Raw genomic sequence first — 24097 nt, 5'->3', positions numbered from 1 at the left:
ATCCCTTACCACAACACCGCAATAGTGCGGTCATCGTGGTTCCCTGTGGAGAAAAAGTTAAGCCAGTCGCCTAACCTCTCAGGCGCAATACTGGCGTCTGTAAGGACAGGGATGAGCTCATCAAGGAGACGGGTCCATTTTTCGTCACTGCGAAGCCCGTTATCTGTCTCAAACAGAGGGTCTGATACGCCATCTGTCATGAGGATCAAGTGAGATACATCATTCCATTTACCCACGCTGATGCGGCCGCTAAACGAGGGGTCTGCGATAATGCTCTGGTCAAGAAAGCGGGTTTGTCCTGCGTATTCTCCGCTATCGGGATTTCCCAGTATCCTGACTTTACCGGAAGGGCTGTATGCACCTATCGCACCATCACCAAGCCAGAATGCAGCCGCAAACAGCTCGTTATCAGTTCGTAGCGCTACAGTTGCCAGTAGGGTTGTTGAATAGGATTTCACAGGTTGTTCTGCACAAATGGCTTCGTTCTGGATACTGTTGACCGCGAGCGTAGCTGCCTGTTTAAAATGATGAAGCATGGCGTTTATGGTTGCCTGCTGATCGCTCCCTTCCCACGCCGTGATGTGCTGCTTTAGATGGACGCCTTTCAAACCACTGAGCTGATTGAAAAGGTAATCGCCAGCCGTTTGGACTGCAATCCGGGAGCCTTCCCGGGAATTTACCGCACTACCGGCCCCGTCTGCGACCAGCATGACAGACCATCCTGTTTCCTGGCAGTGGTTGATATAGAAGTCGTCATCTCTGAAGCTCCCGGCATGCTCATGAGATCGTCCCCGGCGACTGGCGGCAGCAATACGTATGTCACCCCTGACCAGGCCAGCAGCGTCCAGATGGGACTTAGGGTAGGAAGCGTCTGCTGGTGGCTCTACCACCTTCCACAGGCTTCTCGGATCGGGATTGACTATAAAAAGCTGTTTTGTTTCGCATTCGTCGTGCGAAGCGCATGACCAGAGTACTGAAAGCTCTATATCGCCGCTTTCGGTGGGTGTACCTGTCAGCAACTTATGCTCTTTGTCAAAGGTCAGGCCAATGTTCCTGGGAAAGACAACGTCCCTGACAGTAGCCTGCTGGCCCTCATCCAGAACTATAGCAACCGGCGAAGAGAAACGTTCGCCTGCGCGGGCGTTGGGAATAACTATTTTAGCTCTCGGGGGAACGGCAGGTGGCACAGCTAATCCGGCCCGCTGCTGGCCTGTCGGTATCTGCCCGGGTTTTAATACCAGGGAAGACAGGTTTTCGTCTTCCCTCTGTGCTGGTTTATCAAATTCGTAATAAGGCATCAGCTTCCAGAACGGAGGATGAGGTTCATTTTCTGGCAGGGGTTGCAGTAATGGTGTATCGGTAGCGTCAATGCCCGGGTTATCAGCATCACTTACGACCGTTTGTTGCTGATCGGAAAGGCTGGATGCTGACGAGGGGGCGATCTCTGCGTCGTTATAACCTTCGCTAACCCGCGCAGATAAACCCTGTGCAAGGCTCTCAATCCGCTCTTTAAGCCGCATAATCTCTTCAGTAAGGGAAGGGTCGTGCGATAGAAGAAAAAGCCGCTCACCTTCTACAGGGTGGCCCAGCTCAGACAGCACTAAGCGGATAATCTTCTCTTCAAGTAAAACATTTTGCGACATCAACCTCTCCCTCTGTTTACGTCGAAGTTAGTGTTTCCGCCATCATTGCTGAATGACAGACCTGTTTCACACCACGGGCAGATCACGTCATCCGGGCCGTCAATGCACAGCAATTTTCCGCATGAGCACAGGGCAAACGCACTGGCATTACCGCAGTGAGGGCAACCCGGTACGCCATGCAGTTCGCTGGTGTTTACCTGCAAACCGGTAGCGGTGGCATCTGACCATGCAAAATAGTCTTCATCGATGGGATAGCATCCGGCAATATTAAAGCTGTTCAGGTTCAGGCTGAAATCGAGCCCGGAAATCCTTGCTGGTGGCCGTTCATACTTCATCAGATACGGACGACGGGTCTTGCTGCAACGGCCGGTAAGCGTAACGCAGTTTTCGTCGTACGCTTTTACTGGCTCGTCCTTGGCCAGCCGGACTATGTATTCAGTCTGGCTGAGCTCAGGTTGTTTGTCGTCTCCGACGCTGCGGCTGTGCGCCGTAACCGAGGCTGTGATCCATTTGATGAAGCGGGTAAAGTCCCCTTCCTGAGACTCGGTGAACAGCATGACATTCTCTGTCAGTTGCCGCAGGGTATTCAGGTCCGCTGACGGCCCCAGGCCAACGGCAATGAGATTCACTTTACTCGCGTAGTGATCCTTCCAGCGCTTCACTTCTGCGGTTGTGTCGTCAGTCGGACGTCCGTCGGTAAGGAGATACACGACGGGTTTCCAGTCGCCTTTAGCCTCATGAGTGGTTTTTCTGACCTGGGTATCAATTTGTACGGTCAGCTCACGCAATGCGGCCCCAAGGCTCGTACCGCCGCCAACGGGAAGGCGGGGAGGGTAGAACGAGGCAATTTCGTGAAGAGGTACAATCGTACGGGCTACACCGGCAAATGCGATTACCGAAACCCAGGCTGTTTCAAGTGCGTGTGGATCCTTTCTTAAATCTCCGATGATCATTTGCAGACCATCAGTCATTTTTTTCAGGTTTTCACCAATCATGGACTCTGAACAGTCCAGGACAAAAAACACGGGAAGGCGTCTCATAATTTTCCTCGTACGGCTGGTACGGCCAGCAGAAAACGTTGCTGTACAGAAAGGTGCTGCCCGGAAAGCAGCACCTTTCTGTCTGTCAGAGCACCAGCTGGATTTCTGGTGGAGGAGGGGGAAGGGTATCAGTTCCGTTATTGATCCCCGCGCTTGTGCTGCCGGAAGACACGCTGGCCGATACCCATTTAAAGAAACCTGCAAACGCGGTTGAATCTAGCGTCTCCAGAGACACAACCTTATCGGTGAGCTGTTTTAAGTGCTCATGGCCTGCTTTAGGACCAACGGCGCAGGCAATGATGGATCCGAATCCCCGGCCGCGAATCGCTTTTACCGCTTCACCGTACGCCAGGGCATCAGAAGGGGTTCCATCAGTCATCAGGAATACCAGAGGACGCCAGTCTCCTTTTGTATCACCATCTGAGCGACGTACATCCCGTTCAACACACTGCATCAGACATTCAAGGGCAGCACCGGTGAACGTCCCGCCTGCGCTTGGCACAACGATGTCAGAAAACTGGAAGTCTTCCAGCGGCGTGAGAGGAATGAACTCACGCGCCTCATTGTCATAGGTGATAATGGAGATATGAACGCTTTCGAGGGCGTAGGGATCCTGGCGAAGAGCGCTAAGCATCGCCTGAATTCCAACGTTAACGGAATGGATGGACTCACCGCGCATCGAGCCGGATGTGTCGATAACAAGGTAAACAGGCAGGCGGCGCATCACATGTAATTCCTCAGGTGCGAGACAAACGAATCTGATTCTGAAGGCTCACCAATTGCCCTGAGTTTCCAGCCTGTAGCCTCGCGTATCAGCTCGGCAAAAACCATGGAGCGCTGGCTGGCGAAGGCGGGTCCGCCAGAAAGATCGAATCGTGCCATTTCAATATTACGGGCATCTACTGCCCGGATGAAGGCATTCTGAACTTTACCAAAGTGCTGCTGGAGCTTTTCACCATTGTAGATCTGAACGATGAACACAATTTTCTCGTACTGAGCGTCAAGGGAATTCAGGCGCACAATAATTTGCTCATCGTCACCATCACCGGCTCCGGTTCGGTTATCGCCCGTCAGCCAGATATTTCCTGACTTATGGCGAAGGCTGTTGAAAAAGATGATATCGCCATTCACAAGCGTTGGTTTACCATTTTCCACATTGCCGAGATCGGTCACCTTTCCGGCTGAATTACACAGGAAAGCGATCACATCAAGGTCGTATTCTTCTTCTTTTTTACCAAAGATCCCGCCGAGGAAACCTTTCTTTTCCTCATTAATATCCCAACCCAGGCCGATAGTAACGGACGAGAGATCGTATTCATTTTTTTTCAGGCTTACGCCCTGGCCTTTGCTCAGACTGACAGACATGACATCCCCTTAATTAATAAAATTATAAGACCACGTTTACTTCTGGCGGCGGCGGTGGCAGGTCTTCAAGACCGATCACTTCTTTTTTGCTGGACTCCACTTTCTGACTGCCTACCGAAATGCTCGCACTGACCCATTTAAAGAAAGCTTTAATCGTCGAACTGTCAGCTGTATCGAGCTGAACCACGATTTCAGTGATTTCTTTGAGGACGCTGGTATCGGCATCATGCCCGGCTGCACATGCCACAACAACGCCGGTTCTGGCCGCTTTAAAGTCATTCAGGCCTTTACGCCAGTCATCATTCGGACTTCCATCCGTCATCAGGAATACAAGGGGACGCCAGTCACCTTTAGTGTCAGCCGTCGTTTTCTGTACTTCTTTGGCAATGGAGCTGGCCGTGAGGGAAAGCGCTTCGCCAAGAGAGGTGGTGCCGCTGGCTGTTAGTGCTGGCATCTGGAAACTCAGGAGGTCTGTCAGGGGGACTGCCTGTCGGGCTGAAGAATCAAAGGTGATCACTGACACGTAAGCCGTTTCGAGTGCATACGGATCCTGTTTCAGCGTGGTAAGCAGCGTCTGAACGCCATTCTTAACCGCTTCGATAGGCTCTCCGTGCATAGAGCCGGACGTGTCGAGTAGCAGATATACGGGTAAGCGTCTCAAATGTAATTCCTTCTTAAGAGATCGGAAGAGGAGAGTAGTTTCAGGAAGAGGCCAGAGTTTGTAGATTTGATAAAACGGCACGACATCTGTCGGGTGGAGATTAAATACTCAGAAGCGGCATTAAAGAAATAAGTTAACCACCATTGAATTACCGACATGTGAATGGCCTCTTATCAGAGAAAAAAATTCAGACCGTACTGGAATATAAATTTCTGAAAAAAACTCCGGCAAAAATAAACTTTCTTATGTATGAAAATCATCATACATCACAGATCTGCATGAATGGAGTGTAAATCGCCCAAAGATTGATGTGTAGCACAAGAGGATGTCAAGACACCAGGTTTTGTAGGCAGAAAGGCGCTGCTGACATTGCGGGAGGAGAATAGATCAAAACTCCGTCACGCAGATACAGAGGTGAAATATGACAAAACCGGGGTTTTCACCCCGGTCTGAGATTTAGCGTCAGGACTTTTTAGCGCTGTATTCTTTTATCAGTTCATCAACGGAGTGCAGAGCCAGCTTCTCTACCGCTTCACTTCGGGTCGAGCCACTCAGCGCAGCCAGACGGTCAATTTTTCTTAAAATCCGCATGCGTAGCGATAATGACACGGCTGTTTTTTTATCCTTATCGAGTACGACCTTCCCTGTGGACTCACCGGTTTTCAGTTCAGCATTCTGTGCGAGCGCTTCATTCATCCGGCGAAGGGTCTTTTTATCCAGCTGGCCCGGATTAACGAGATGGTAGGAATGACCTGCCTTGCTGTATTTGATCTCCGCAGAATATGACTCGCGTAGCTCTTTGAGTGCCCGGGTTAATGTCGGCTCTGAGCATTCCAGACTGGTTATAATGTCGGCAGCGGAAACGGGCTTGCCGGTGCCCAGTAAGTTGGCAAGCTTAAAAATCCGGGCCTGTCTGGTATTTAATTGCATCGTAAGATTTAGCCTGCTTAAAGGGTTAGTGGTTCAATAGGCTGAAAAATGAAGGTACTGCTCATCTTTCGAATAACCGGGTGATCGCCTAACGCTTCAACCGGATCAATGTGTTCTAAGCCTGCAAAATTTACTGACGACATCTGGCTGCGACTGCATTTGCAGGACAGGATATACTCATCCTCCAGATAGCCGGTCCGCTTACTGACCCGTTGCGTAAAGCCTGACACAATCACGTTGTCGAACGGTAGCGTATGTAAAACGATACCGACCAGGCGGAACAAGCAGCCATGGACGTGGCGGGCATAGTTTTCGCGTACGGCTTTTTGCGTCATGGCTTTTTCCGTCAGCTCCGTGCCCCGGGCATTAACGCCGTAAATCTTATCAGGGAAATCTTCAATCTCAGCTAAATCAACATCCAGCAGGACTGCTGATAGCTCCGGCTTTACTTCAAATGCAACAAGCGTTTCACGCGGCCATTCAGTTTCTGCCAGCACACCCGCCAGGTATGATTCGAAAAACGCGGCGTCTGTCCGGAACTGCTGCCGGGCATCTGCCTGAGCCGTGGCGAGCCGTTTTTCATGTTCTTCAGCCTCAAACTTCCAGTTTGCATACTGTTCGGCCCAGGCCGTCCGTTGTTGCTGGTACCGGTGCTGTCGAAGGGTATTCTCACGCTCCACATCAATCAGCTCCTGCTGCCACCGGCGAAGATTTTCGGCGTGGCGCTCAGCTTTAGCTGATTCCGATTCAAACCATTTACCCAGAAAACTAATGCCTTCGCTCTCGGCAGGCTTTTCCGGCAATGCAAGATAGTCTGGCTTTTCTGGACGCACCGGTGCCGGAACCTGAAAAGGCGACGTTCTGTTATGCAGGTATACTGCTTCCAGCTCTGCCCAGCTGATGCCTGTTTTAGGATCCGGCGTCAGCTCGTGAATATTACGGATTGCGGTCACCGCTGACATGAGATCAGCGGCTTCCTCCTCAAGCGCCTGTCTGAGCCCCGGGTCGGTAGCCGTCCGGTTCCCACCTCCGGAACGCGCGGCCCGATCAAGCCGGGTACGGTAACTCAGCCCGGTACCGGGCAAGCCCAGATTGGCATAGGTCCCCCGGCTTCCAAAAGAAACGGAAGCACCTCTCGGCCCGACACTCAGGCTCGGTGCACCGTTACTCAGGTTGAGGCGAACACCAGGAATAATGTTGATCGACTTTCTGAATCTGAACCCCATTATGATTTCCTTAATGATGCTGGGTCACGGTAAGTAATCTGATTCCATCAGCGCTTTGCTCGTTCTGTAACCCATAAAAACGAGCTCTGTCCAGAATGCCAGCCGCCCAGCGGCGATGTGTGGCGGGTTCACACATTGCTCCCTGCGACTTAAACACGGCCTGGGTAGAGTTCAGGATCCGCAGAGCGTCAGAATGCTCACCCTGAGTGACCATCAGCGCGTTTTGAATGACCTCTATCTGACCCGGGTGAATGGCCGTTTTCCCAACAAGCCCATGTGCCATATCAAGAGCCAGCTCTCTGGCCATTACGGCATGATCGTCAATATGCTCACATACGGGCGCGGTCAGGGCAAAATCACGCGGGCCGAAGACCGAAACGAGCATTTTGATGACGTAGCCCATCGGGCTGTCATACAGCGTCAGGTCCCGGGGACGGCGAAGCGACACAACGTTCATAAGATCGTTGCCGCCGATTCGAAGCGCAATAATGCGGTCGTGGCAGGGATGTTCCACCAGACGGGTGGCCAGCTCCCGCATCTGAACCACGTCAAAGACGTCTTCTGTTTCCAGCGTTGGCATCATGCACAGGTGAGTCCCGCCCATGATATCCCACCATTCAGCTAACGAACTGAGGGTAAATTTCGGCAACACAAACCCGTCGACAGCGGAAAGATCATAATGCGCTTTTAACCATCTGCCCATTTCGGCATGCCGGGGGCGAATGAACACCAGAGGCCAGTCATTTTTACCCAGGCTATGCATGCTGTTACTGAGCTCGTGCAGCAGGTGCTCCAGATTTTTGAGGGCGACGGGGATGTCTGCTTCACTGACAGCATCCTCCAGGCAAATCACCAGAGAGCGCAAACCCGGGATTTTCCCGTGCAGGACGGCATCAGCAATATCTTCCCGTGTTGCAGGCATGTATAGCGTGGCTCCCAGATTCCAGGGAGAAAGACGATTTTTCATCAAAGTACCTTCTTGATAATGGTTACAGCCCGATACTGGCCGAGGGTTCCCCCCATTTCTGTAACAACTATTCCCTTTTCACGAGCAAGCCCTACAAGCAAGGCAACGTCCGGGTCGTCAATAGAACGCACAAATACATGGTCCGGTACCCGACGTAATACAGCCCGGGTTGCTTCAGCAATACCGGGTTTTATACGATTGACGCTGTCCACTTTAAATTCATCGGCCAGGAACGCGATAACGTCGCGACTTGTCTGCCATAAGATCCGGGCTGACTCCGTATTCCAGCTCAGGGGAGCGAGGGATGACGGGGTTAACTTCTTACGGAAATGAGCGACGGTATCGACAAGCATCCGGCTGCATTCGAATTCACTGAGATGCTCGCAAACCATGCACCCGTGTAATCCTTCAGAGGACCACACTGACCGGGAGATCAGGCCTGACACCGGCGCACCCATGATGCCAAAAGGAATGAGCCAGTCATCATCACTGGCTGCAAGCCAGGAGCAGCCACAGGGATCGGCCAGGACAACCAGTCGCGGCTGCTCAGGATAGCCCGGGCGATCTTTCAGTGCGCGTACAAGCTCTCCGGTAATTGCGCCTTTACCTGTCCATCCGTCAACAAAGACAATACCGCTGGTACCATGCCGCTCTTCAATGACGTCGAGGGCTGCACCGTCAATTCCACGATCCCGGATAATGCTGATACCGTAATGCCATGAGGTTTTCCCCATGTCACGCAGGGCCTGGTGCAGCATAACGCCGAGCGGCACGCCAGCCCTGACAAGACTGGCCAGTACAATGGGCTCATCACCAAAGCGTTTGGCCAGAGCAATAGCGAGCTGTGTGACTTCTTTTGCAAGTCTCTCTGCGCCCCGATCCAGCGCCCGGTGAAACAAATCAAGATGCCATTGTGTTGGCGCTGGCTCCTGACTGAGCATGTCCGAATAATGTTTCTTCCCTGACTGAATCAGCTCTTCTTTTTGCTCAACCGGCGTCATCTCAATGACAACCGGCTTTAGCAGAAATTCCACGTCACCGGGCTGGTATGAGCCGGTAAATGTGTCATGTGGCTGCATTTTAATTTTCTCCAAAAATTCGCTGTGAAATGGCATCTGCAAACTGACTCTGACGCGGGATGCCAAACCAGCTGCACAGTTTCATAAAACGATGATCGCTCAGGCTGTCGCCCAGGCCAATTACGGGGAAGACTCCGCGTTCAGCCCGAAGTTTTTCAAGCAGCCATCTGACGGCCAGCCCTTTCTCAACCGGGGTGGGAAGCCAGGCCACGTTATTACTGTTGCGGTGGATGTAGAAGCCCTCGGTCGGAAACACCGTTTCTATCTCATCTGCAATGGCATTGAGCTCGTCAAGGCGGGTGCTGTCGCGGTGCTTCATCACCATATAAACCGCCGTTTCACCGTATTCGAAGTTCAGCCTTGCCCAGGCATTGATCCCTTTTGCGTCCATCATTTCAGTGATCAGACGCTGCATCGATGTCAGCTTTTCCTGGTAGGGAGCCAGCTGGCCAAGCATATGGGCCTTCCACTCCTCGTCGGGTTTGCCTTCAGGCGTGAGAATGACGGCCCCGTGCGTGGTGATTGCCCAGGAGTGGAAAGGGATCCGGACGCGGCTGATTTCTTCAGTTCCCCGGGCGGTAACAGGTATGAGTTCAGCCTGCTCCAGGAGCCAGTCCACCAACATGGACTGTTCTTCCGTCATAAAGCTTCGTGGATTCAGGGTGCGATCAACGGCACCGGTACGGAATGGCTCCAGGGCCAGCTCGTCCACCATTTTACGACGGGTCTGAAAGAGCGTGTCGTCAAGGTCGCTCAGAACAACGGGTTTATTCATAGGTAACAATCTCCACGACGGGCGCAACCTCAGCCAGGGCTTTAAGAAGCTGCGTGTCAATACTTTCTGCGGGTGTCTCAGTACACACAAGAATACGGTCAAACTGCTGGTGGGCGACGTTATAGACAAAATTGGGGATGCCCAGCCCGTAGTTATCCGTAAAGGAAATGGCGGACTCAATGGCATAACCAACGGCGATAGGGGAGCGGGTGGTCGAACCATAAAGTGCCTGTGCTCCGGCAGCTTCGAGCCGTTCAGCAAGCAGGAACGGCTCCCAGACGAATTCCCCGGTCCCGAGAACCAGAATACGTTCCCCCTTGCGGACGGAGACCTCATGGCCGAGATCGGCCGCAGGTGCGAGCATCCCCAGTCGACCCCAGGACTGTTTTCCCAGGATGTCCCATTCTCCGCGTGAAGTTACGTTGACTTTCGGCATGTCCGGGACAGGTGCATCAGGTAATGGGGTCCATCCCCACTGACCGCTTACAAGCGAAACCGAAGTGACGGGCAAGGATGTGCGCTCCGACAGGGCGTTGCTACTCCAGTCGGTAAGCGTAACGGCGATAACCTGTTCAATATGTTGAAGCTTGCCGGTATTACGCAGGGCAGAAAGCAGGTTAATAAAGGTATTACCGGTGGTTGCCTCGTCATCAATCAAAACCAGCGTTCGTGCGTTGGTAACACGACGTCTTTTCTCTTCATCATCTGGCAGATAGATCAGATGATCGGTGGCGTGGCTGTGTTCTTCCTTGAACTCGCAAAGTAACGTGCCATCAACCGGGTGACGGGTAGAGGTCAGATAGACAGATTCACGATGCTGGTGGCGCACTTCATCAAACACACCGGCCCCTAGCCCAACGGCGGTTTCAGCCATACCGATAAAAAGTACGGGCCCTGTCAGCGTTGCGGGGAACTGGCTGGCAAGCTGTCTGTAGGCCTGCCGCATGACTGAGGGTGGCACGGGAATGTGCCTGCCGAGTACTTTGCTGACAAACAGAAAGGCGCGTTTCGGGTTACGTCTTTCAGCGATATCAAACAGGTCATCGAGCGAAACATCACCCTGGTCGCGGGTTACCTGTATCGTACCGCATGAGAGGGTACGGCGATAAATCATATCTTCGAGGGTATCAGACATAAACACGCCTTAATTCAGATGGTTAGAGAGTGATTCCGGGTAAACGATGACATCTGTGATGGATCTCACTGCAACCGGAGAAAAGGTATTTCTGGCGCTCTGGATCACCGCATCTTCAGACATCAGACCGAGCTTAAAGGCAGCAAACAACCCGGGAAGGTTCACCCCGCTGTGAAGGGTATAACCCACCCCGCCTGACGGACGCATGTTGGTTTCAAGCAGCACCGGGTTGCCATTCACATCGTTTCGCGTCTGAACATTCACCAGCCCGTCGGCCTTCATAACCCGGGCGCAGTCACAAGCCAGTTCCCAGGCGCTTCCTTCGTTTACCAGATACTGGATAGCCCCTTCCTTACGGCGTCCCACGGCTGCGAGTATTTCGCCCTTATCCGCGAGGATATCGACGGAAAATTCCGGGCCTGGCAGGTACGGCATCAAAACAAGGGGTTTAAACGACTCAGAAGCCGATGCTGCTGCAATATACTGTTGCGGACTGACCAGACGATGTTCGGGATGATTAAAGACGGCCATGGGCGAAGCACTGTCATCAAAGCGCCAGAATCCCATGCCATAGATACCCGTCACCGGCTTCACGCATACCGGGCTGTCCGAGAACGGCGGGGCCGCGAGGTGCGTCTTTAATTCTGCCAGCGTATTCACCCGCCAGGACGGTACGACCGGGAGCCCGTTTTGCTCCATAAACTGAGCAAAAGTAACTTTTTCGTCAGCCAGAGTTAACCAGTCGACGCCTGTTGCACCGGTAGTAAGGGTGGCTCCGGTCGATTCAATGGCTGAACGGTGTTCTTCAAACCACTGGCTGTTACGGCCAGTATGAATATGGTGGATGCCGTAGGTCTGAATGGTTTCCTGAATAAACTGAAGACGTTTTTGAGGATCTTCAGGTTCAGTCAAAGAATAATCGGCAACGGAAAGAATTTCATGTCTTTCGTTACGGTGGGAGGCAAATACGGTAATAGCAAAATTATTTTTTTGTGCAAATGATTTTACCCCCTGAATAATATCTCGCTGGGAGGACAAACCTTCCATAAACCAAATTTTCTTGTTCATTTTTTTTAATTATCCGGAACGCCATGCAAATTTATGATTGAGAAGTGAGTCTATGAGTGTCTACGCTACATGTCAATCATAATATGATTAATAACTTCAGTGGTTATGGAGTGCGTCAGTGTTTTTTTAGTACCTTATAACGTATTGATATTTAAATTAAAAATAGAAAAATGAACACCATGAAAAGGATTTATTTTTGTGTTTTTGAAGAAAACTACCAAAATTTCCCTTGTCAGAGAACTTCATCATGATATGATTTTCTTCGTCAGTTACTAAATATACCTTTGATTGTCTCGGTCATTACCATTTTAAGGAATAAAACATGGTTTCATTAGTTAAGAACCAGACGGTATCACTCAGCAAAGAATCATCTGCATTAAGCCAGCTTCATTTCGGTCTCGGTTGGGATCCGGTTAAGAAAAAAGGTCTTCTTGGAGGATTGTTTGGAGGCAACGACTCAATCGATCTCGATGCTGGCTGCGTATTAATGGACAGCACCGGTAAAACAATTGACACCATCTGGTTCCGCAAACTGGAATCCACCTGCGGCGCTGTTGTGCACAGTGGCGATAACCTGACCGGTGAGGGTGACGGTGACGATGAGGTGATTAAGGTCAACCTCTCCCGACTGCCTGCAAACGTTGAATACCTGGCGTTTACGGTAAACAGCTTCCGTGGTCAGTCGTTCAATGACGTCGAAAACGCGTTCTGCCGCGTTGTCGATCAAACCGGCAAAGAGCTGGCTCGCTACAAGCTGACTGAGCAGGGCTCACATACCGGGATCGTTATTTCTTCGCTGCGCCGTAATAACGGCAACTGGGACTTTACCGCCCTTGGCCATGCCTGTCGCGGCCGCACAATTGACGATATGCACTCCGATATCGTTTCAGCGGTTATTCGCTAATGAACCTGACGCCGGGGGGCAATGCCCCCGTTCCAGCCCAGGAGTTGCGGGTCCGGATCACCTCGGGCGGCCAGGTGGATGCTTCGGCGTTTCGCCTGTATGCCGACGGGAAGGTGCAGGGTGATGCGGACATGGTGTTTTATGGTCAGCCACGTAACGATGATGGTACCGTCAGCCTGGTCAGTGAAGGCCAGTACTCAACCTTTACTGTCGCGCTCAACCGGCTGAAACCTGATGTCCAGAAAATTGCGTTCACCGTGACCTGTGACGGTGGGCAGACGGTGTCCGGTCTTCGTAATCTTTCCATCGACGTGGAGCAAGGGGCTACCGGCCTGGTTAGCGGCAGTGTCGAACTGAGCGGCCGTCAGGAAGCAGCCTTAATTCTGGGTGAATTTTACCGTCGTAATAATGACTGGAAATTCCGCTTCGTTGCGCAGGGGTTCAACGGTGGACTTAAACCGCTGGCAGAGCATTTCGGCGTAAATATTGCCGACGAACCGGCTCCCGCAGCCCCGACTCCTCCGGTTGTAACCCCTCCGCCAGTTGAGACAAAAATCAGCCTGAGCAAGGTATCGCTGACAAAAGAGAAGCCTGCAATCAGCCTGACCAAACGGGATAACTTCGGTGAAATCCGGATCAACCTGAACTGGCACCGGGGCAGCGGCAAATCAGGCTTTGCAGGCATGTTCGGCTCCAAAGGAATCGACCTGGATCTGGGGGCCTTTGTTGAGCTTCAGGACGGGTATAAATCGGTCATTCAGGCGCTCGGTAATGCATTCGGTAATTATCGGGATGAACCGTATGTTCAGCTCAAGGGCGATGACCGTACGGGTGATGTATCAGACGGCGAGTGGCTGCATATCAATGGACGTGAATGGAAGCATATCCGCGAAGTGCTGATTTACGCCTTTATTTATGAAGGTGTTCCCAGCTGGGACAAGACTGATGGTGTGGTCACCATTCATGTGCCGGATCAACCGCCCATTGAGACCCGCCTGACCGAAGGTGAAAACCGTCGCACATTGTGCGCCATTGCCAGACTCGTAAACGAAAACGGCGCAATTAAAGTCGAGCGAATTAACCAGTACTTCAAAGGCCAGGACGAAATGGACCGGGCATTTGGCTGGGGATTTCGCTGGAGCGCCGGTTCTAAATAACACAGCAACAAAGGAAACAGGTATGAGCTTTTTCGACAAAGTTAAAGGTGCCATTAACTCAGGCCGTGACGAACTGACCCGCCAGGTTGGCCGTTTCAAAAACAAAAAATTCATGCAGGGCACCGTTGCTGTATGTGCCCGTATTGCCGTATCGAGTGACGGCGTAAGTTCGGAAGAAAAGCAGAAAATGATGGGCTTTCTGCGCTCTTCAGAAGAGCTGAAGGTCTTCGATACCAATGAGGTGATTGAGTTCTTCAATAAACTGGTTTCAAGCTTCGATTTCGATGTTGAAATCGGCAAGGGCGAAACCATGAAATACATCCTGGCGCTGAAAGATCAGCCTGAGGCCGCTCAGCTGGCCTTACGTGTTGGTATTGCCGTTGCGAAAAGTGACGGTAACTTCGATCAGGACGAGAAACTGGCCTCCCGCGAGATCGCTATCGCGTTGGGCTTCGACCCGGCTGAATTTGGCCTCTGATCCACATCCCTAAGGGTAAAATATGGTTTCCACACACATCGGCTTCCCGACTGAAACGGTCATTGTTTTTATTGCGCTTTCAGTCGGTGCCATCTTTATTGACCTGTTTATGCACCGTGATGACAAGCCTATCTCGCTGAAGAGTGCGGCGCTCTGGTCCGTATTCTGGGTTGTGGTTGCGATGGCATTTGCCGGTTTCCTCTATATCCACCACGGTGCTGAGGTTGCCAGTCTGTTTGTCACGGGTTATGCGCTGGAGAAAGTGCTGTCGGTCGATAACCTGTTCGTCATGATGGCCATCTTCTCCTGGTTCGCCGTTCCGGATCGTTATCGCCACCGTGTTCTCTACTGGGGGATCATTGGTGCCATTGTCTTCAGGGGCATCTTTGTCGCCATCGGTACGAGCCTGCTGAGTCTGGGGCCGTACGTTGAAGTTGTCTTCGCTATTATCGTTGCCTGGACAGCGGTCATGATGCTTAAAAGCGGTGATGACGATGATGAAATTGAGGATTACTCCCAGCATCTGGCTTACCGCATGGTTAAACGCTTCTTCCCTATCTGGCCGAAGCTCAGAGGGCATGCCTTCCTGCTTAACCAGAAGGAAGTGGATGCTGAACTGGCGAAACCAGAAAACAGCGATGTCACCATTGGCCGTGGTAAAAAAGCGGCGCTGTATGCGACCCCGCTGTTCCTGTGTGTAGCTGTGGTTGAACTCTCGGACGTAATGTTCGCGTTTGACTCGGTACCGGCAATCATTGCCGTCAGTCGTGAACCGCTTATCGTCTATAGTGCCATGATGTTTGCTATCCTGGGCCTGCGTACTCTGTACTTTGTCCTTGAGGCACTGAAACAGTACCTGGTTCATCTGGAGAAGGCCGTTATCGTGCTGCTGTTCTTCATCGCGGCAAAACTCGGCCTGAATGCGACCGATCACATCTGGCATCATGGTTACAGCATCGCGGCAACAACCAGCCTGTATGTTGTACTGGGTGTACTGGCGCTGGGCATTCTCGCAAGCGTCATGTTCCCGGGCAAACCTGAATCTGAGGAAAAGGGGAGTTAATCCCCTTAAGTGTTAACCTGAACAATTACTAATCGAAGAGGTTATTTTATGAGTGTTTCTCTTTCCAAAGGCGGGAACGTCTCCCTGAGTAAAGCAGCTCCGTCAATGAAAAACGTCCTGGTGGGCCTTGGCTGGGATGCGCGTTCAACAGACGGTCAGGACTTTGACCTGGATGCTTCAGCGTTCCTGCTGGCCTCAAACGGCAAAGTGCGCGGCGATTCAGATTTCATCTTCTATAACAACCTGACGTCATCTGACGGTTCCGTAACCCATACCGGTGATAACCGTACCGGTGAAGGTGATGGTGATGATGAATCGCTGAAAATTAAACTGGACGCCGTCCCGTCTGATGTTGACAAGATCATCTTCGTTGTCACTATCCATGATGCTCAGGCTCGTCGCCAGAGCTTTGGTCAGGTATCCGGTGCGTTTATTCGCCTGGTCAATGACGATAACCAGACTGAAGTCGCTCGCTACGATCTGACCGAAGATGCGTCCACTGAGACTGCCATGCTGTTCGGCGAGCTGTATCGCCACAATGGTGAGTGGAAATTCCGCGCAGTGGGCCAGGGTTATGCTGGTGGTCTGGCATCTGTATGTGCTCAGTACGGCATTAACGCGTCCTGATCGAAAAGTAACTTTTCACCCGGGGCTGTTAATGCAGCCCTCATTCAACTGTTTGCAGGAGCTAAAAATGGCAGTTTCTCTCGTAAAAGGCGGCAACGTATCTCTGACCAAAGAAGCACCAACCATGAATATCGCTATGGTTGGCCTCGGCTGGGATGCCCGTGTAACTGACGGTCAGGCTTTTGACCTGGACGCTTCCGTGTTCGCAGTAGGCGAAGACGGTAAAGTGCTGTCAGATGCGCATTTCATTTTCTTCAATAACAAAACCAGCCCTGATGGCGCGGTAGAGCACCAGGGCGACAACCGTACCGGTGAAGGCGACGGTGACGATGAGCAGGTCAAAATCGATCTGACCAAAGTCTCAGCAGATATCAAAAAACTGGTGTTTGCCGTTACCATCTATGATGCAGAAGCGCGTAAACAAAACTTCGGCATGGTGAGCAACAGCTTCATACGCGTTTACAACAACGACAACGGCACGGAAATTGCCCGTTTCGATCTGTCTGAAGATGCCTCAACCGAAACCGCTATGGTCTTCGGTGAACTGTATCGTCATGGCGCTGAGTGGAAGTTTAAAGCTGTCGGTCAGGGCTTTGCCGGTGGCCTGGCGGCTCTTGCCTCCCAGCACGGCGTTAACATCTAAAACAACGCTGAATCATACCCCGGCAATGCCGGGGTTTTTTTTGGTTGCGATCCGCTTTCAGGAGGGAGTAGTAGAAAGGGGACTGGAAATTTCAGAAAGCAGGTCATGTTAATTCAGACCTGAGCCTTTTAAAGGCAGGAAACGGATTTATCTCTGGTTGCTGGTTAAAGCCGGTATTCCGTGCCTTTTATCAACAGAATGCCCCTCTGATATATGTTACTTTTGCGGTTTATGAAGGAACGGGATCTGGAACATAAGATACCCGGTCAATCAAAATTCCAGTTCAACAGGTATAGAAACTTCAGCGTGATGAAATATGGTGTCACACCATATATACGCCTCACCAGAAATCCAGCGTCCTGAACTAAGCCTGGGGAACATATATAAGCGCTGCGCTTTAAAAATAATCAAAAATCAGGAGAGTTAATGTGAATCTACAATCCGGACAAAACATACCGCTTCAGCAATCTGCGATCAGGCTGAATCTTCAGTACCCTGCCAAATCCGGCTTTAAAGGCGAACCCGATACCTGCCTCTTCCTGCTTAATGCTCAGGGAAAGGTAACCGGCGATTCTGACTTTATCTTTTATAATAATCTGTCTTCTCCTGAAGGGGCAGTAAAGCTCGTTACCGGTTCTCAGCAGTCCAGCATTGAGATAGCACTGGATCGTGTTCCGGCGAACGTCAGTAAGATTGCGATCACCGTTGTCATTGATGGTGAAGATACTATCAGTGGGCTCAGTTTATTGAGCATTCAGGCTCCTGGTATCGCTGATTTTCAGGCTGAGACTCAGGGCCGCAGTGAGAAAGCAATCATCCTGGGTGAAGTATATCGGCACAATGGCGCCTGGAAGCTTCGTGCGCTCGGGCAGGGTTTCAACGGTGGTCTTGAGCCTCTGGCCATTAGCTTTGGCGTTGATGTCGCACAGCCAGCTCCGCAGCCAGCAAAGCCTGCTCGTATCAGTCTGGAAAAGAAACTTGAAACCAGATCTCCGCGCCTCGTAAGCCTCGCTAAAAAAGCCTCGGTCAGTCTCACTAAAAATAAACTGGACACCCTTGAGGCAGCGGTTGCATTTGTACTTGACGCATCCGGCTCAATGAGTGGCCAGTTCAGTAAGGGCAACGTTCAGTCTGTGCTGGACCGCATCGCCGTTCTTGCCGCCCAGTTCGACGACGACGGTGAAATGGATGTCTGGGGATTTGGAGAGAAGCACAAGAAGTATCCAAACGTCACACTGGACAACCTGGACACATATATTCAGTCCATTCGCGGGTCTGGAAAGCGTTCAGCCTGGGAGAACCTGCCGGGACTTGGTGGGACAAACAATGAGCCCCCTGTGATGGAAGAAATTGTCGACTACTTTAAGGACTCGAAAATCCCGGTATATGTTGTATTTATTACCGATGGCGGGATCAGCAAGACCCGGGCGATTAAAGATGCAATCCGGCGTTCTGCCAACTACCCCATCTTCTGGAAGTTTGTCGGCCTGGGTGGTTCAAGCTACGGTATCCTCAAAAATCTGGATGACTTTACTGACCGCCGGGTTGATAACACCCACTTCTTTGCCATGGATGATTTCGGTTCGATCAGCGATGAAAAGTTATATGATAATTTACTGGAAGAATTCAGACCGTGGATCGATGAAACAAAAAGGTTAGGCATCCTGTAATACGCACAGTTTTCGCATGGTTAAAGGAGCTCTACAGCAGCTTAATACTGTAGAGCCTTTGTTCACTGGAAATCGTACAGGGAGGAGCATATGGACCGCATCAAGTACCTGAAATGGATAGCTGAAGAATCACCAACTGATGATGAAATCGACAACTACGATAGTATCATTAGTCGGGGCGCAGAAAGGGCCGAGAAGGTTCAGTTGTCTTTAAGACGTTAATATACGGGAGTTTAAATGTTCGCAGAAATCAAAGATAATTATTCGTTAGGTGGATAAAGAAAGGTTGCCATTACCAGCTTTCGACGAGTCGAAAATAAAAACCTTATTTATAGTGACAGGGAGTATGAGCTGACGCTTGCCAATGGAACAATAATTAAAAATGTACTTAGAAAAGAAGAGTGGGAACTGTTAGAAAGCAATTCAATTAAGGTTATATTATAACGAAAATATATTTACAGTTTTGGATAGGTTTCAAACGAGTCCGGACATTTGTACCTGAAGTATCTGACATTACAGTTAAGTGACGATTATGTCAGCACGTCTGTTGCTGGCAGCTTAGCTATCGGTCTAAAAGCTGATCCATTAATAATTCTTCGTAAAGCCCAGAGGTATCGGGCTTTATTACAATATCCGTTATTTCGAAGCGTTCAAGTACAAATTGCAGATATTCCGGAGTAACGTAGTAGGGATCAGGTTCAGCCAGATTAGTATAGAGTGGGTCTTCTGCTGCATTAATGTCATAATCAATGCACATATGAAACCACTGCAAAGGTGGATCCCAGCCTAACATCACCTGAACAATTCCCTGATTGCTTTTCACCTCATACCAGTGCTGGCTCATACTTAGTCCTTAAGAAAATTTGTCATCGGAAAATAACACGAAGCCTGCATCATCGAGGCGCATAACCTTCTTCCCTTAACGCCTGTTGTAATTTATCAACTGCGCTTTTCATTACCCAGGCTTCTTCGTCACTCACAGCACAACCACGTAGATCGCTCCAGCTCAGACGTTTAACAAATTGAGCAAGGGCCATAGTTTCGTTCTCATCAAGCCGCAAACTCAGTGTCTCAATACCTTCCACTATCTAACCTCCCTTATAATGAAAAATGGCGCTTTACTTCTGACCAGATGCCGAAGCCTTGAATGCAGCCGGAACTGTCGTTGTTTCTACTTTACAGAAATGGAATTAAAAAGTGGTGATGCTGGGCACGTTTCTTTTCCAGCCGGGGTTTAAGCCAGAGCTGAAACTCATTCAACTTCTCAGCAGCCAAAACCGCTTCAACGGGGAAAACTTTATATTTACCCTGTTGCTGAGGTTCACCCAGCCATCGCCTGATGGCTCCGTCAGTCCATAAACGAGTCTCTTTTAGCCTAGTTACAGTGACCCATTTTCTGGACCATTCATCAAATTGTCGCTGGCGATCCCGATAACGTTGTTCTTCCTGCTGCCGAAGCCACTCGCGATCAACAGCAAATTTTCGGTATCCAACAAAGAGCCCTTGTACTTTGGCCATGTCATATTCCGGTTGCTTAGAGTTACTCATTCAACCAAAACCTAAACGTCGATACAAACTCTGTTTCATAACCAGGGTTTTATCCTTACCGCGACAGTAAGTAACAGGGGCTGCATAAACCGGTCATTTAGTCCGTTATGCAAAAATTATTGAGGATCCGGGCTGTTAAACTGTTCTTCCTCTTTCGCTTCCGGTGAAAAGGGGAGGTGTCACCCTGCGAGCCCGTGTAGTGAAAGGGATTCGTCGTAATACAGGCCAAAGGCTAACATGACCGCAAAGGACGCCCGGGCGACCGGATACCTGCCGGGTTGTGCGATGTAAAATCCGGAAGCAGTGATAACACAAACAGGCCCCTACAGAGTAAGGATTGTGATGGACGATAAAGAGCAGTTTACGAATCTTGTGGCAAAGCATGCCTCCGGACTCACCGAAGAGCAGCTGGCCGGGTACGATGCCTGTTCCCTGGATGGTGAATGCGTCACGCCTTCATACGAGGTTTTCCGGGGGTATCGTACCCGCCACACACTGGATGAATTTCTGGAGATGGCCATATCGCTGAATGCCATCCACCCGGATGAATATTTAACGGATATGCTGCTGAAGCCTCATGAGGTGATCGGCGCTCTGGCCGATGAAGGCGACCAGCTGAACAACGCCACCCCGGTTTATTTCTTTCCGGATACCGGCGTCTATGCAGCGGCCGTTAGTGAAACCCGGGTGCTCGATGCCTGGCTTTGCTGGCCATGCTACCCGGCGAACTGGTAACGCGGCCGTTGGAATTGCACCGGCCGGATACGAATTTAACCGACCCCGTGGCGGGAAGGCTATCAGAGTTGCATGTCCTCATCCCTCAAGCCCCCTGCCAGGCCCCAACGTGCTGTCAGGCTTCGCCTGATTCCCGATCTGCGCCGATACTTCAGCCGATAACTTTTTGTTTTCTTTTTATTTTCTTCCCATTTCCTCAAAAATCGCGGGCGGCGTGGACAGGGCACCATTGCCGCATGTGGGGTCTTAATAAGGGCAGGGTGGTCAGTTTTGCTCGATGCCAGGGGTAGGCCCTCCCCTTCATGGGATGAGGACATGCAAGTAAGCTAACTATCTGAAATGACGAAGGTTAATTTGGTGAATGTCGCTTCATATTAATGTTGTGTCACTTATGATCGTATGTAGCTGGTTGCAAAGAGGAGCGATGAGACAATAAAGTTGTATCGCTAACAAGATTTATGCTGCCACATAGTAACAGCCTAAAAGTTGTACGCCCTATTTAACAGCTTTTAGGCTGTTAATTTGATATTACAGCTTTTAGGGTGTATGTTTAGGAAACAGCCTGCAAGGTGTATCAGAGGAAACTACTGAGGCCAGCTTATGATCAATAATGATTACCCGTTAAACACGCTCAACCAGCTGCGTCCCTTGCTCATTGGTTTTCGCAAGGCGAATGGCCTGACGCAAAAAGACCTGTCCGAAAGGTTAGGCGTCACTCAACAGACATACTCACGTCTGGAAGCCAACCCTGCCAGTGCGAGCATTGAACGGCTATTCAAGGTGTTTTCCATCCTGGGCGTAAAAATCAGCTTCTCCTCGGCAACCACCTCTTCAGAGAGGAAGCAGACGGAAGAAATGCTTAAATCAAACTCACCTGCACGACAGGAGGATTGGTAACGATATGAGCCGGAAACAGCAACGTCTGGTAATTTGGATGAACGGCATCAAAGTCGGGTACTGGGAAAAAAGCAAAGGGGTAGACAGCTTAGAATACCTTCCTGAATGGGTTGCTGACGAACAGGGAAGGCCGCTGTCATTGTCCCTTCCTTTTACTCCCGGGAACCAGGTCTGGCGTGGAAATGTGGTACGTGACTATTTTGATAATTTACTGCCGGACAGCGAAGGCATACGCAGACGTCTGGCAATGCGTTACAAGGCCGATAGCCTGGAGCCTTTTGATCTGCTGACGGAGCTGGGAAAAGACTGCGTGGGCGCGATACAGCTGCTTCATGACGGAGATGAACCCACTGATTTATATTCCGTGAAGTATCACCCGCTTACTGAATCAGAAATTGCGGCAACTTTGCGTAATACCACGGAGACATTGCTACCGGGCAGGCCAGAAGATAACGACGACTTACGTTTATCTATTGCCGGTGCTCAGGAGAAAACAGCCCTACTGTGGCATGAAGATCGGTGGTGTATGCCGGAGGGTAATACACCAACGACGCATATATTCAAGCTACCGCTCGGACTTGTGGGGAACATGAAAGCCGACATGAGCTCGTCGGTTGAAAATGAATGGCTCTGCTCGGTACTTCTCGGCCAGTACGGGCTCCCCGTGGCAAGAACGCAGATTGCTCACTTTGAAGATCAGAAAGCGCTGGTGGTAGAACGTTTTGACCGAAAATGGTCAGGAGACGGACAATGGATCATTCGTTTACCCCAGGAGGATATGTGTCAGGCCCTGGGCGTTTCGCCATTACGAAAATATCAGGCGGACGGCGGGCCAGGTATATCGGAAATTATGGAGGTTCTGAGTAATTCAGACCGTGCTGAGCGTGACAAAGCGCAGTTTTTTATGACGCAGATAATTTTCTGGATGATGGCCGCAACAGATGGCCACGCTAAAAATTTCAGTATTTCTATTGGGCCACAGGGACGTTATCACCTTACACCAAACTATGATGTGTTGTCGGCATGGCCGGTGATCGGTCATGGGAACAATCAGATATCCTGGCAGAAGTGCAAATTGGCGATGGCCGTACGTGGCAGTAGCAACTATTACCAGATATATCGAATACAACGACGCCACTGGATCAGGCATGGTGAGATAACCGGCCTGAGTAAACAGCAGACAGAGGCGATGATAGAGGAAATCATCGCCAGAACCCCAGGTGTCATTGAACGTGTTAGCGGGCTTCTTCCGGACCAGTTCCCCCAGCAGCTTGCGGAAAGTATTTTTGATGGAATGAGGCAGCAATGCAGGCGCCTGGCTGAGAAATGACAGCCGCAATTTATAGTGTGCATGTTTTCAGAATAGCTGATGTAAGCGTGAGGATTCAGTATGACTGAAGAACAAAAAAGAATAGAGCGGGCTATTGAGTTGGCTTGTCGTTACGGCGGAACCGATGAAATGCATCATCTGCAATGGGTCGTGGATCAGATGGTAAGAGAACTTGCTGGAGAACGTTATGCACAGATTGTAGCTGATGCCACCAGCGGAGAAGATGGGCCTGATACTTACAAATGGAGTGTTGGGATCGCGCCTTAACAGCTGTCGGTCTGGGGGTGAAAACGTATTCTTCATTCAGCGAATTCCCAGGCTTCACATTAAGACTAAAGCGGCGGCCGCAGTAACGTAAGAGAAAATAAATGGCTATTTTAGCAATCATTGCAGTTATCGCCCTGGGTGGGTTCGCCTACGGATTTATTAAAACCCGTGAGCTGAGCGCTTTGCGTAAAGAAATGAAACTATACGTGGATCGCATGGAAGCGGCGGAGCTGGACTTACACGCAATCAGAAGTGTAGCGGAGCACCGGTTGCACGGTGCAGGTAAACAGTTTGCCGACCTTTACAGCCGTATCGACGGTGCAACTGTGACGCTGACACCCGAAGATCAGCTGTTACTGGCAACGATGCCATTTAATATTCAGGATGTAGAAGACATCGTAAACGAGCGCGGTCCAAAGACAATTAGCGGCCGTCCATTCTGGGAAGTTGAGCCAGGCCCGCATGATTATGAATATGGCCCGCAATATCCGTATTTCCCAGACCAGCGCTAGGAAGAGATCAAGATGAGAGAGCCAAGACCACGCCATACCTTGCAGGTCATTCGTGTACCTTCTCTGGAGGTTCAGGACCTGGGGCTGACCAGCTTTGATAGCTGGCTTGACGAGCACGGGTATGACAAAACGAATGCCAGAAATAACCGTACCATCTGGGCGAGAGAAGGCGGATGGCATCTGAAACGTTGCAGAAATCTTGAAACTGGCACGGACGATTTCTGGTTTATCGCTTTCGATGGTAAAGGCGGGAAGATTGGCACTGTTGCAAAGTTAGCGATGAGGCAGCCTTTTGTCTTATTCAAAGGCCTTACATTTCAAAAACTCTGCTTACCAGGCGCATTTCGCCCAGGGGATCACCATAATAAAATGCTGAG

28 protein-coding genes and 1 pseudogene are annotated in these 24097 nt (G+C 50.7%); 14 read left to right on the top strand and 15 right to left on the bottom strand.

The features are described from left to right. Positions 1-5 precede the first annotated feature (5 nt). From K0778_RS14325 to K0778_RS14270, 12 genes are all read right to left on the bottom strand, one after another. The gene (locus K0778_RS14325; protein ID WP_000081622.1) at positions 6-1643 is read right to left on the bottom strand and encodes a PP2C family serine/threonine-protein phosphatase; all 1638 of its coding nucleotides are present in this window, start codon (positions 1641-1643) and stop codon (positions 6-8) included. After that, positions 1643-2683: a TerY-C metal binding domain-containing protein gene (locus tag K0778_RS14320; protein ID WP_001253653.1), complete on the bottom strand. Its 1041-nt coding sequence runs from the start codon at positions 2681-2683 to the stop codon at positions 1643-1645. Before K0778_RS14320 ends, K0778_RS14325 begins: the two co-directional genes overlap by 1 nt. A gap of 85 nt (positions 2684-2768) precedes the next feature. After that, positions 2769-3407 carry a VWA domain-containing protein gene (locus tag K0778_RS14315; RefSeq protein ID WP_001253658.1) on the bottom strand — a complete coding sequence of 213 codons (639 nt, stop codon included), beginning with the start codon at positions 3405-3407 and terminating at the stop codon, positions 2769-2771. Continuing rightward, positions 3407-4048, bottom strand: a complete 642-nt coding sequence (locus K0778_RS14310; RefSeq protein WP_000116681.1) for a TerD family protein — start codon at positions 4046-4048, stop codon at positions 3407-3409. The genes K0778_RS14315 and K0778_RS14310 overlap by 1 nt, the downstream gene beginning before the upstream one ends. Positions 4049-4070: 22 nt before the next feature. Next, positions 4071-4709, bottom strand: coding sequence for a VWA domain-containing protein (locus tag K0778_RS14305; protein WP_024179285.1), 639 nt, complete (start codon positions 4707-4709; stop codon positions 4071-4073). A gap of 462 nt (positions 4710-5171) precedes the next feature. After that, entirely contained in the window at positions 5172-5639 is a 468-nt protein-coding gene (gene terW, locus K0778_RS14300; protein WP_001176767.1) for a tellurium resistance protein TerW, read from the bottom strand. A 17-nt stretch (positions 5640-5656) separates the two neighbouring features. After that, positions 5657-6865 (bottom strand): DUF4236 domain-containing protein, encoded by a 1209-nt coding sequence (locus tag K0778_RS14295; protein WP_000506887.1) that lies wholly within the window; start codon positions 6863-6865, stop codon positions 5657-5659. 10 nt (positions 6866-6875) lie between these two features. After that, entirely contained in the window at positions 6876-7832 is a 957-nt protein-coding gene (locus K0778_RS14290; protein ID WP_000797366.1) for an HpcH/HpaI aldolase/citrate lyase family protein, read from the bottom strand. Continuing rightward, a complete protein-coding gene (locus tag K0778_RS14285) occupies positions 7832-8911 on the bottom strand; it encodes a cysteine protease StiP family protein (RefSeq protein WP_001182411.1) in 1080 nt (359 codons plus the stop codon). Before K0778_RS14285 ends, K0778_RS14290 begins: the two co-directional genes overlap by 1 nt. A 1-nt stretch (position 8912) precedes the next feature. Further along, a complete protein-coding gene (locus K0778_RS14280; protein WP_001040059.1) occupies positions 8913-9686 on the bottom strand; it encodes a hypothetical protein in 774 nt (257 codons plus the stop codon). Further along, a complete protein-coding gene (locus K0778_RS14275) occupies positions 9679-10821 on the bottom strand; it encodes a phosphoribosyltransferase domain-containing protein (RefSeq protein ID WP_001285478.1) in 1143 nt (380 codons plus the stop codon). Before K0778_RS14275 ends, K0778_RS14280 begins: the two co-directional genes overlap by 8 nt. Before the next feature lie 9 nt (positions 10822-10830). After that, positions 10831-11889, bottom strand: a complete 1059-nt coding sequence (locus K0778_RS14270) for an ATP-grasp domain-containing protein (protein ID WP_001035162.1) — start codon at positions 11887-11889, stop codon at positions 10831-10833. Between the two features lie 322 nt (positions 11890-12211). Here K0778_RS14270 and K0778_RS14265 point away from each other — a divergent pair, with 322 nt between their 5' ends. The 8 genes from K0778_RS14265 to K0778_RS27700 all read left to right on the top strand — a co-directional run bounded on the left by K0778_RS14265 (position 12212) and on the right by K0778_RS27700 (position 18653). Beyond that, on the top strand, positions 12212-12793 hold the full coding sequence (locus K0778_RS14265; RefSeq protein ID WP_000254136.1) for a TerD family protein: 582 nt from the start codon (positions 12212-12214) through the stop codon (positions 12791-12793). Next, a complete protein-coding gene (locus K0778_RS14260; RefSeq protein ID WP_001054787.1) occupies positions 12793-13950 on the top strand; it encodes a TerD family protein in 1158 nt (385 codons plus the stop codon). Before K0778_RS14265 ends, K0778_RS14260 begins: the two co-directional genes overlap by 1 nt. 22 nt (positions 13951-13972) lie before the next feature. Further along, positions 13973-14428 (top strand): tellurite resistance TerB family protein, encoded by a 456-nt coding sequence (locus tag K0778_RS14255; protein ID WP_000007449.1) that lies wholly within the window; start codon positions 13973-13975, stop codon positions 14426-14428. Positions 14429-14450: 22 nt separating this feature from the next. Further along, positions 14451-15491, top strand: a complete 1041-nt coding sequence (terC, locus tag K0778_RS14250; RefSeq protein ID WP_000255079.1) for a tellurium resistance membrane protein TerC — start codon at positions 14451-14453, stop codon at positions 15489-15491. 48 nt (positions 15492-15539) lie between these two features. Beyond that, entirely contained in the window at positions 15540-16118 is a 579-nt protein-coding gene (gene terD, locus K0778_RS14245; protein WP_000116678.1) for a tellurium resistance membrane protein TerD, read from the top strand. A 67-nt stretch (positions 16119-16185) separates the two neighbouring features. Beyond that, positions 16186-16761 (top strand): TerD family protein, encoded by a 576-nt coding sequence (locus tag K0778_RS14240; RefSeq protein WP_000301241.1) that lies wholly within the window; start codon positions 16186-16188, stop codon positions 16759-16761. Between the two features lie 428 nt (positions 16762-17189). Then, positions 17190-18431, top strand: coding sequence for a VWA domain-containing protein (locus K0778_RS14235; RefSeq protein ID WP_001053338.1), 1242 nt, complete (start codon positions 17190-17192; stop codon positions 18429-18431). 90 nt (positions 18432-18521) lie between these two features. Continuing rightward, positions 18522-18653, top strand: a complete 132-nt coding sequence (locus K0778_RS27700) for a hypothetical protein (protein WP_000374059.1) — start codon at positions 18522-18524, stop codon at positions 18651-18653. A gap of 340 nt (positions 18654-18993) precedes the next feature. On the opposite strand, the gene K0778_RS14230 is transcribed toward K0778_RS27700, so the two are convergent. From K0778_RS14230 to K0778_RS14220, 3 genes are all read right to left on the bottom strand, one after another. Then, entirely contained in the window at positions 18994-19275 is a 282-nt protein-coding gene (locus K0778_RS14230; RefSeq protein ID WP_000077926.1) for a hypothetical protein, read from the bottom strand. Positions 19276-19324: 49 nt separating this feature from the next. Beyond that, on the bottom strand, positions 19325-19516 hold the full coding sequence (locus tag K0778_RS14225) for a hypothetical protein (RefSeq protein WP_000398480.1): 192 nt from the start codon (positions 19514-19516) through the stop codon (positions 19325-19327). Positions 19517-19607: 91 nt separating this feature from the next. Then, on the bottom strand, positions 19608-19949 hold the full coding sequence (locus K0778_RS14220) for a hypothetical protein (RefSeq protein ID WP_001151575.1): 342 nt from the start codon (positions 19947-19949) through the stop codon (positions 19608-19610). Positions 19950-20321: 372 nt separating this feature from the next. Between K0778_RS14220 and K0778_RS14215 the strand changes: the two genes are divergently transcribed. The 6 genes and pseudogenes from K0778_RS14215 to K0778_RS14190 form a co-directional block, all read left to right on the top strand. Continuing rightward, positions 20322-20714, top strand: coding sequence for a hypothetical protein (locus K0778_RS14215; RefSeq protein ID WP_000341066.1), 393 nt, complete (start codon positions 20322-20324; stop codon positions 20712-20714). A 603-nt stretch (positions 20715-21317) separates the two neighbouring features. After that, positions 21318-21611 (top strand): helix-turn-helix transcriptional regulator, encoded by a 294-nt coding sequence (locus tag K0778_RS14210; RefSeq protein ID WP_024136327.1) that lies wholly within the window; start codon positions 21318-21320, stop codon positions 21609-21611. Between the two features lie 4 nt (positions 21612-21615). Further along, entirely contained in the window at positions 21616-22941 is a 1326-nt protein-coding gene (locus K0778_RS14205) for a type II toxin-antitoxin system HipA family toxin (RefSeq protein ID WP_000088046.1), read from the top strand. A 60-nt stretch (positions 22942-23001) separates the two neighbouring features. Then, positions 23002-23208, top strand: a complete 207-nt coding sequence (locus K0778_RS14200) for a hypothetical protein (protein WP_000134171.1) — start codon at positions 23002-23004, stop codon at positions 23206-23208. Positions 23209-23309: 101 nt separating this feature from the next. Beyond that, a complete protein-coding gene (locus K0778_RS14195; protein ID WP_153449092.1) occupies positions 23310-23720 on the top strand; it encodes a hypothetical protein in 411 nt (136 codons plus the stop codon). A 12-nt stretch (positions 23721-23732) separates the two neighbouring features. Next, positions 23733-23978, top strand: a pseudogene (locus K0778_RS14190) (HNH endonuclease); the annotation flags it as partial. Between the last annotated feature and the right edge of the window lie 119 nt (positions 23979-24097).

This window comes from Escherichia sp. XD33, from assembly GCF_019375075.1.
Taxonomy (GTDB): domain Bacteria; phylum Pseudomonadota; class Gammaproteobacteria; order Enterobacterales; family Enterobacteriaceae; genus Enterobacter; species Enterobacter flexneri_A.
Note: the sequence above shows the minus strand (reverse complement) of the source record. Positions and strands in the feature narration are given on the sequence as shown.

What these genes read in the sequence shown, in the direction of transcription:
- K0778_RS14325 (WP_000081622.1), bottom strand. Translation starts at nt 1,643, where the DNA reads ATGTCGCAAAATGTTTTACTTGAAGAGAAGATTATCCGCTTAGTGCTG.
- K0778_RS14320 (WP_001253653.1), bottom strand. Translation starts at nt 2,683, where the DNA reads ATGAGACGCCTTCCCGTGTTTTTTGTCCTGGACTGTTCAGAGTCCATG.
- K0778_RS14315 (WP_001253658.1), bottom strand. Translation starts at nt 3,407, where the DNA reads ATGCGCCGCCTGCCTGTTTACCTTGTTATCGACACATCCGGCTCGATG.
- K0778_RS14310 (WP_000116681.1), bottom strand. Translation starts at nt 4,048, where the DNA reads ATGTCTGTCAGTCTGAGCAAAGGCCAGGGCGTAAGCCTGAAAAAAAAT.
- terW (WP_001176767.1), bottom strand. Translation starts at nt 5,639, where the DNA reads ATGCAATTAAATACCAGACAGGCCCGGATTTTTAAGCTTGCCAACTTA.
- K0778_RS14295 (WP_000506887.1), bottom strand. Translation starts at nt 6,865, where the DNA reads ATGGGGTTCAGATTCAGAAAGTCGATCAACATTATTCCTGGTGTTCGC.
- K0778_RS14290 (WP_000797366.1), bottom strand. Translation starts at nt 7,832, where the DNA reads ATGAAAAATCGTCTTTCTCCCTGGAATCTGGGAGCCACGCTATACATG.
- K0778_RS14285 (WP_001182411.1), bottom strand. Translation starts at nt 8,911, where the DNA reads ATGCAGCCACATGACACATTTACCGGCTCATACCAGCCCGGTGACGTG.
- K0778_RS14280 (WP_001040059.1), bottom strand. Translation starts at nt 9,686, where the DNA reads ATGAATAAACCCGTTGTTCTGAGCGACCTTGACGACACGCTCTTTCAG.
- K0778_RS14275 (WP_001285478.1), bottom strand. Translation starts at nt 10,821, where the DNA reads ATGTCTGATACCCTCGAAGATATGATTTATCGCCGTACCCTCTCATGC.
- K0778_RS14270 (WP_001035162.1), bottom strand. Translation starts at nt 11,889, where the DNA reads ATGAACAAGAAAATTTGGTTTATGGAAGGTTTGTCCTCCCAGCGAGAT.
- K0778_RS14265 (WP_000254136.1), top strand. Translation starts at nt 12,212, where the DNA reads ATGGTTTCATTAGTTAAGAACCAGACGGTATCACTCAGCAAAGAATCA.
- K0778_RS14260 (WP_001054787.1), top strand. Translation starts at nt 12,793, where the DNA reads ATGAACCTGACGCCGGGGGGCAATGCCCCCGTTCCAGCCCAGGAGTTG.
- K0778_RS14255 (WP_000007449.1), top strand. Translation starts at nt 13,973, where the DNA reads ATGAGCTTTTTCGACAAAGTTAAAGGTGCCATTAACTCAGGCCGTGAC.
- terC (WP_000255079.1), top strand. Translation starts at nt 14,451, where the DNA reads ATGGTTTCCACACACATCGGCTTCCCGACTGAAACGGTCATTGTTTTT.
- terD (WP_000116678.1), top strand. Translation starts at nt 15,540, where the DNA reads ATGAGTGTTTCTCTTTCCAAAGGCGGGAACGTCTCCCTGAGTAAAGCA.
- K0778_RS14240 (WP_000301241.1), top strand. Translation starts at nt 16,186, where the DNA reads ATGGCAGTTTCTCTCGTAAAAGGCGGCAACGTATCTCTGACCAAAGAA.
- K0778_RS27700 (WP_000374059.1), top strand. Translation starts at nt 18,522, where the DNA reads ATGGACCGCATCAAGTACCTGAAATGGATAGCTGAAGAATCACCAACT.
- K0778_RS14230 (WP_000077926.1), bottom strand. Translation starts at nt 19,275, where the DNA reads ATGAGCCAGCACTGGTATGAGGTGAAAAGCAATCAGGGAATTGTTCAG.
- K0778_RS14220 (WP_001151575.1), bottom strand. Translation starts at nt 19,949, where the DNA reads ATGGCCAAAGTACAAGGGCTCTTTGTTGGATACCGAAAATTTGCTGTT.
- K0778_RS14215 (WP_000341066.1), top strand. Translation starts at nt 20,322, where the DNA reads ATGGACGATAAAGAGCAGTTTACGAATCTTGTGGCAAAGCATGCCTCC.
- K0778_RS14205 (WP_000088046.1), top strand. Translation starts at nt 21,616, where the DNA reads ATGAGCCGGAAACAGCAACGTCTGGTAATTTGGATGAACGGCATCAAA.
- K0778_RS14200 (WP_000134171.1), top strand. Translation starts at nt 23,002, where the DNA reads ATGACTGAAGAACAAAAAAGAATAGAGCGGGCTATTGAGTTGGCTTGT.
- K0778_RS14195 (WP_153449092.1), top strand. Translation starts at nt 23,310, where the DNA reads ATGGCTATTTTAGCAATCATTGCAGTTATCGCCCTGGGTGGGTTCGCC.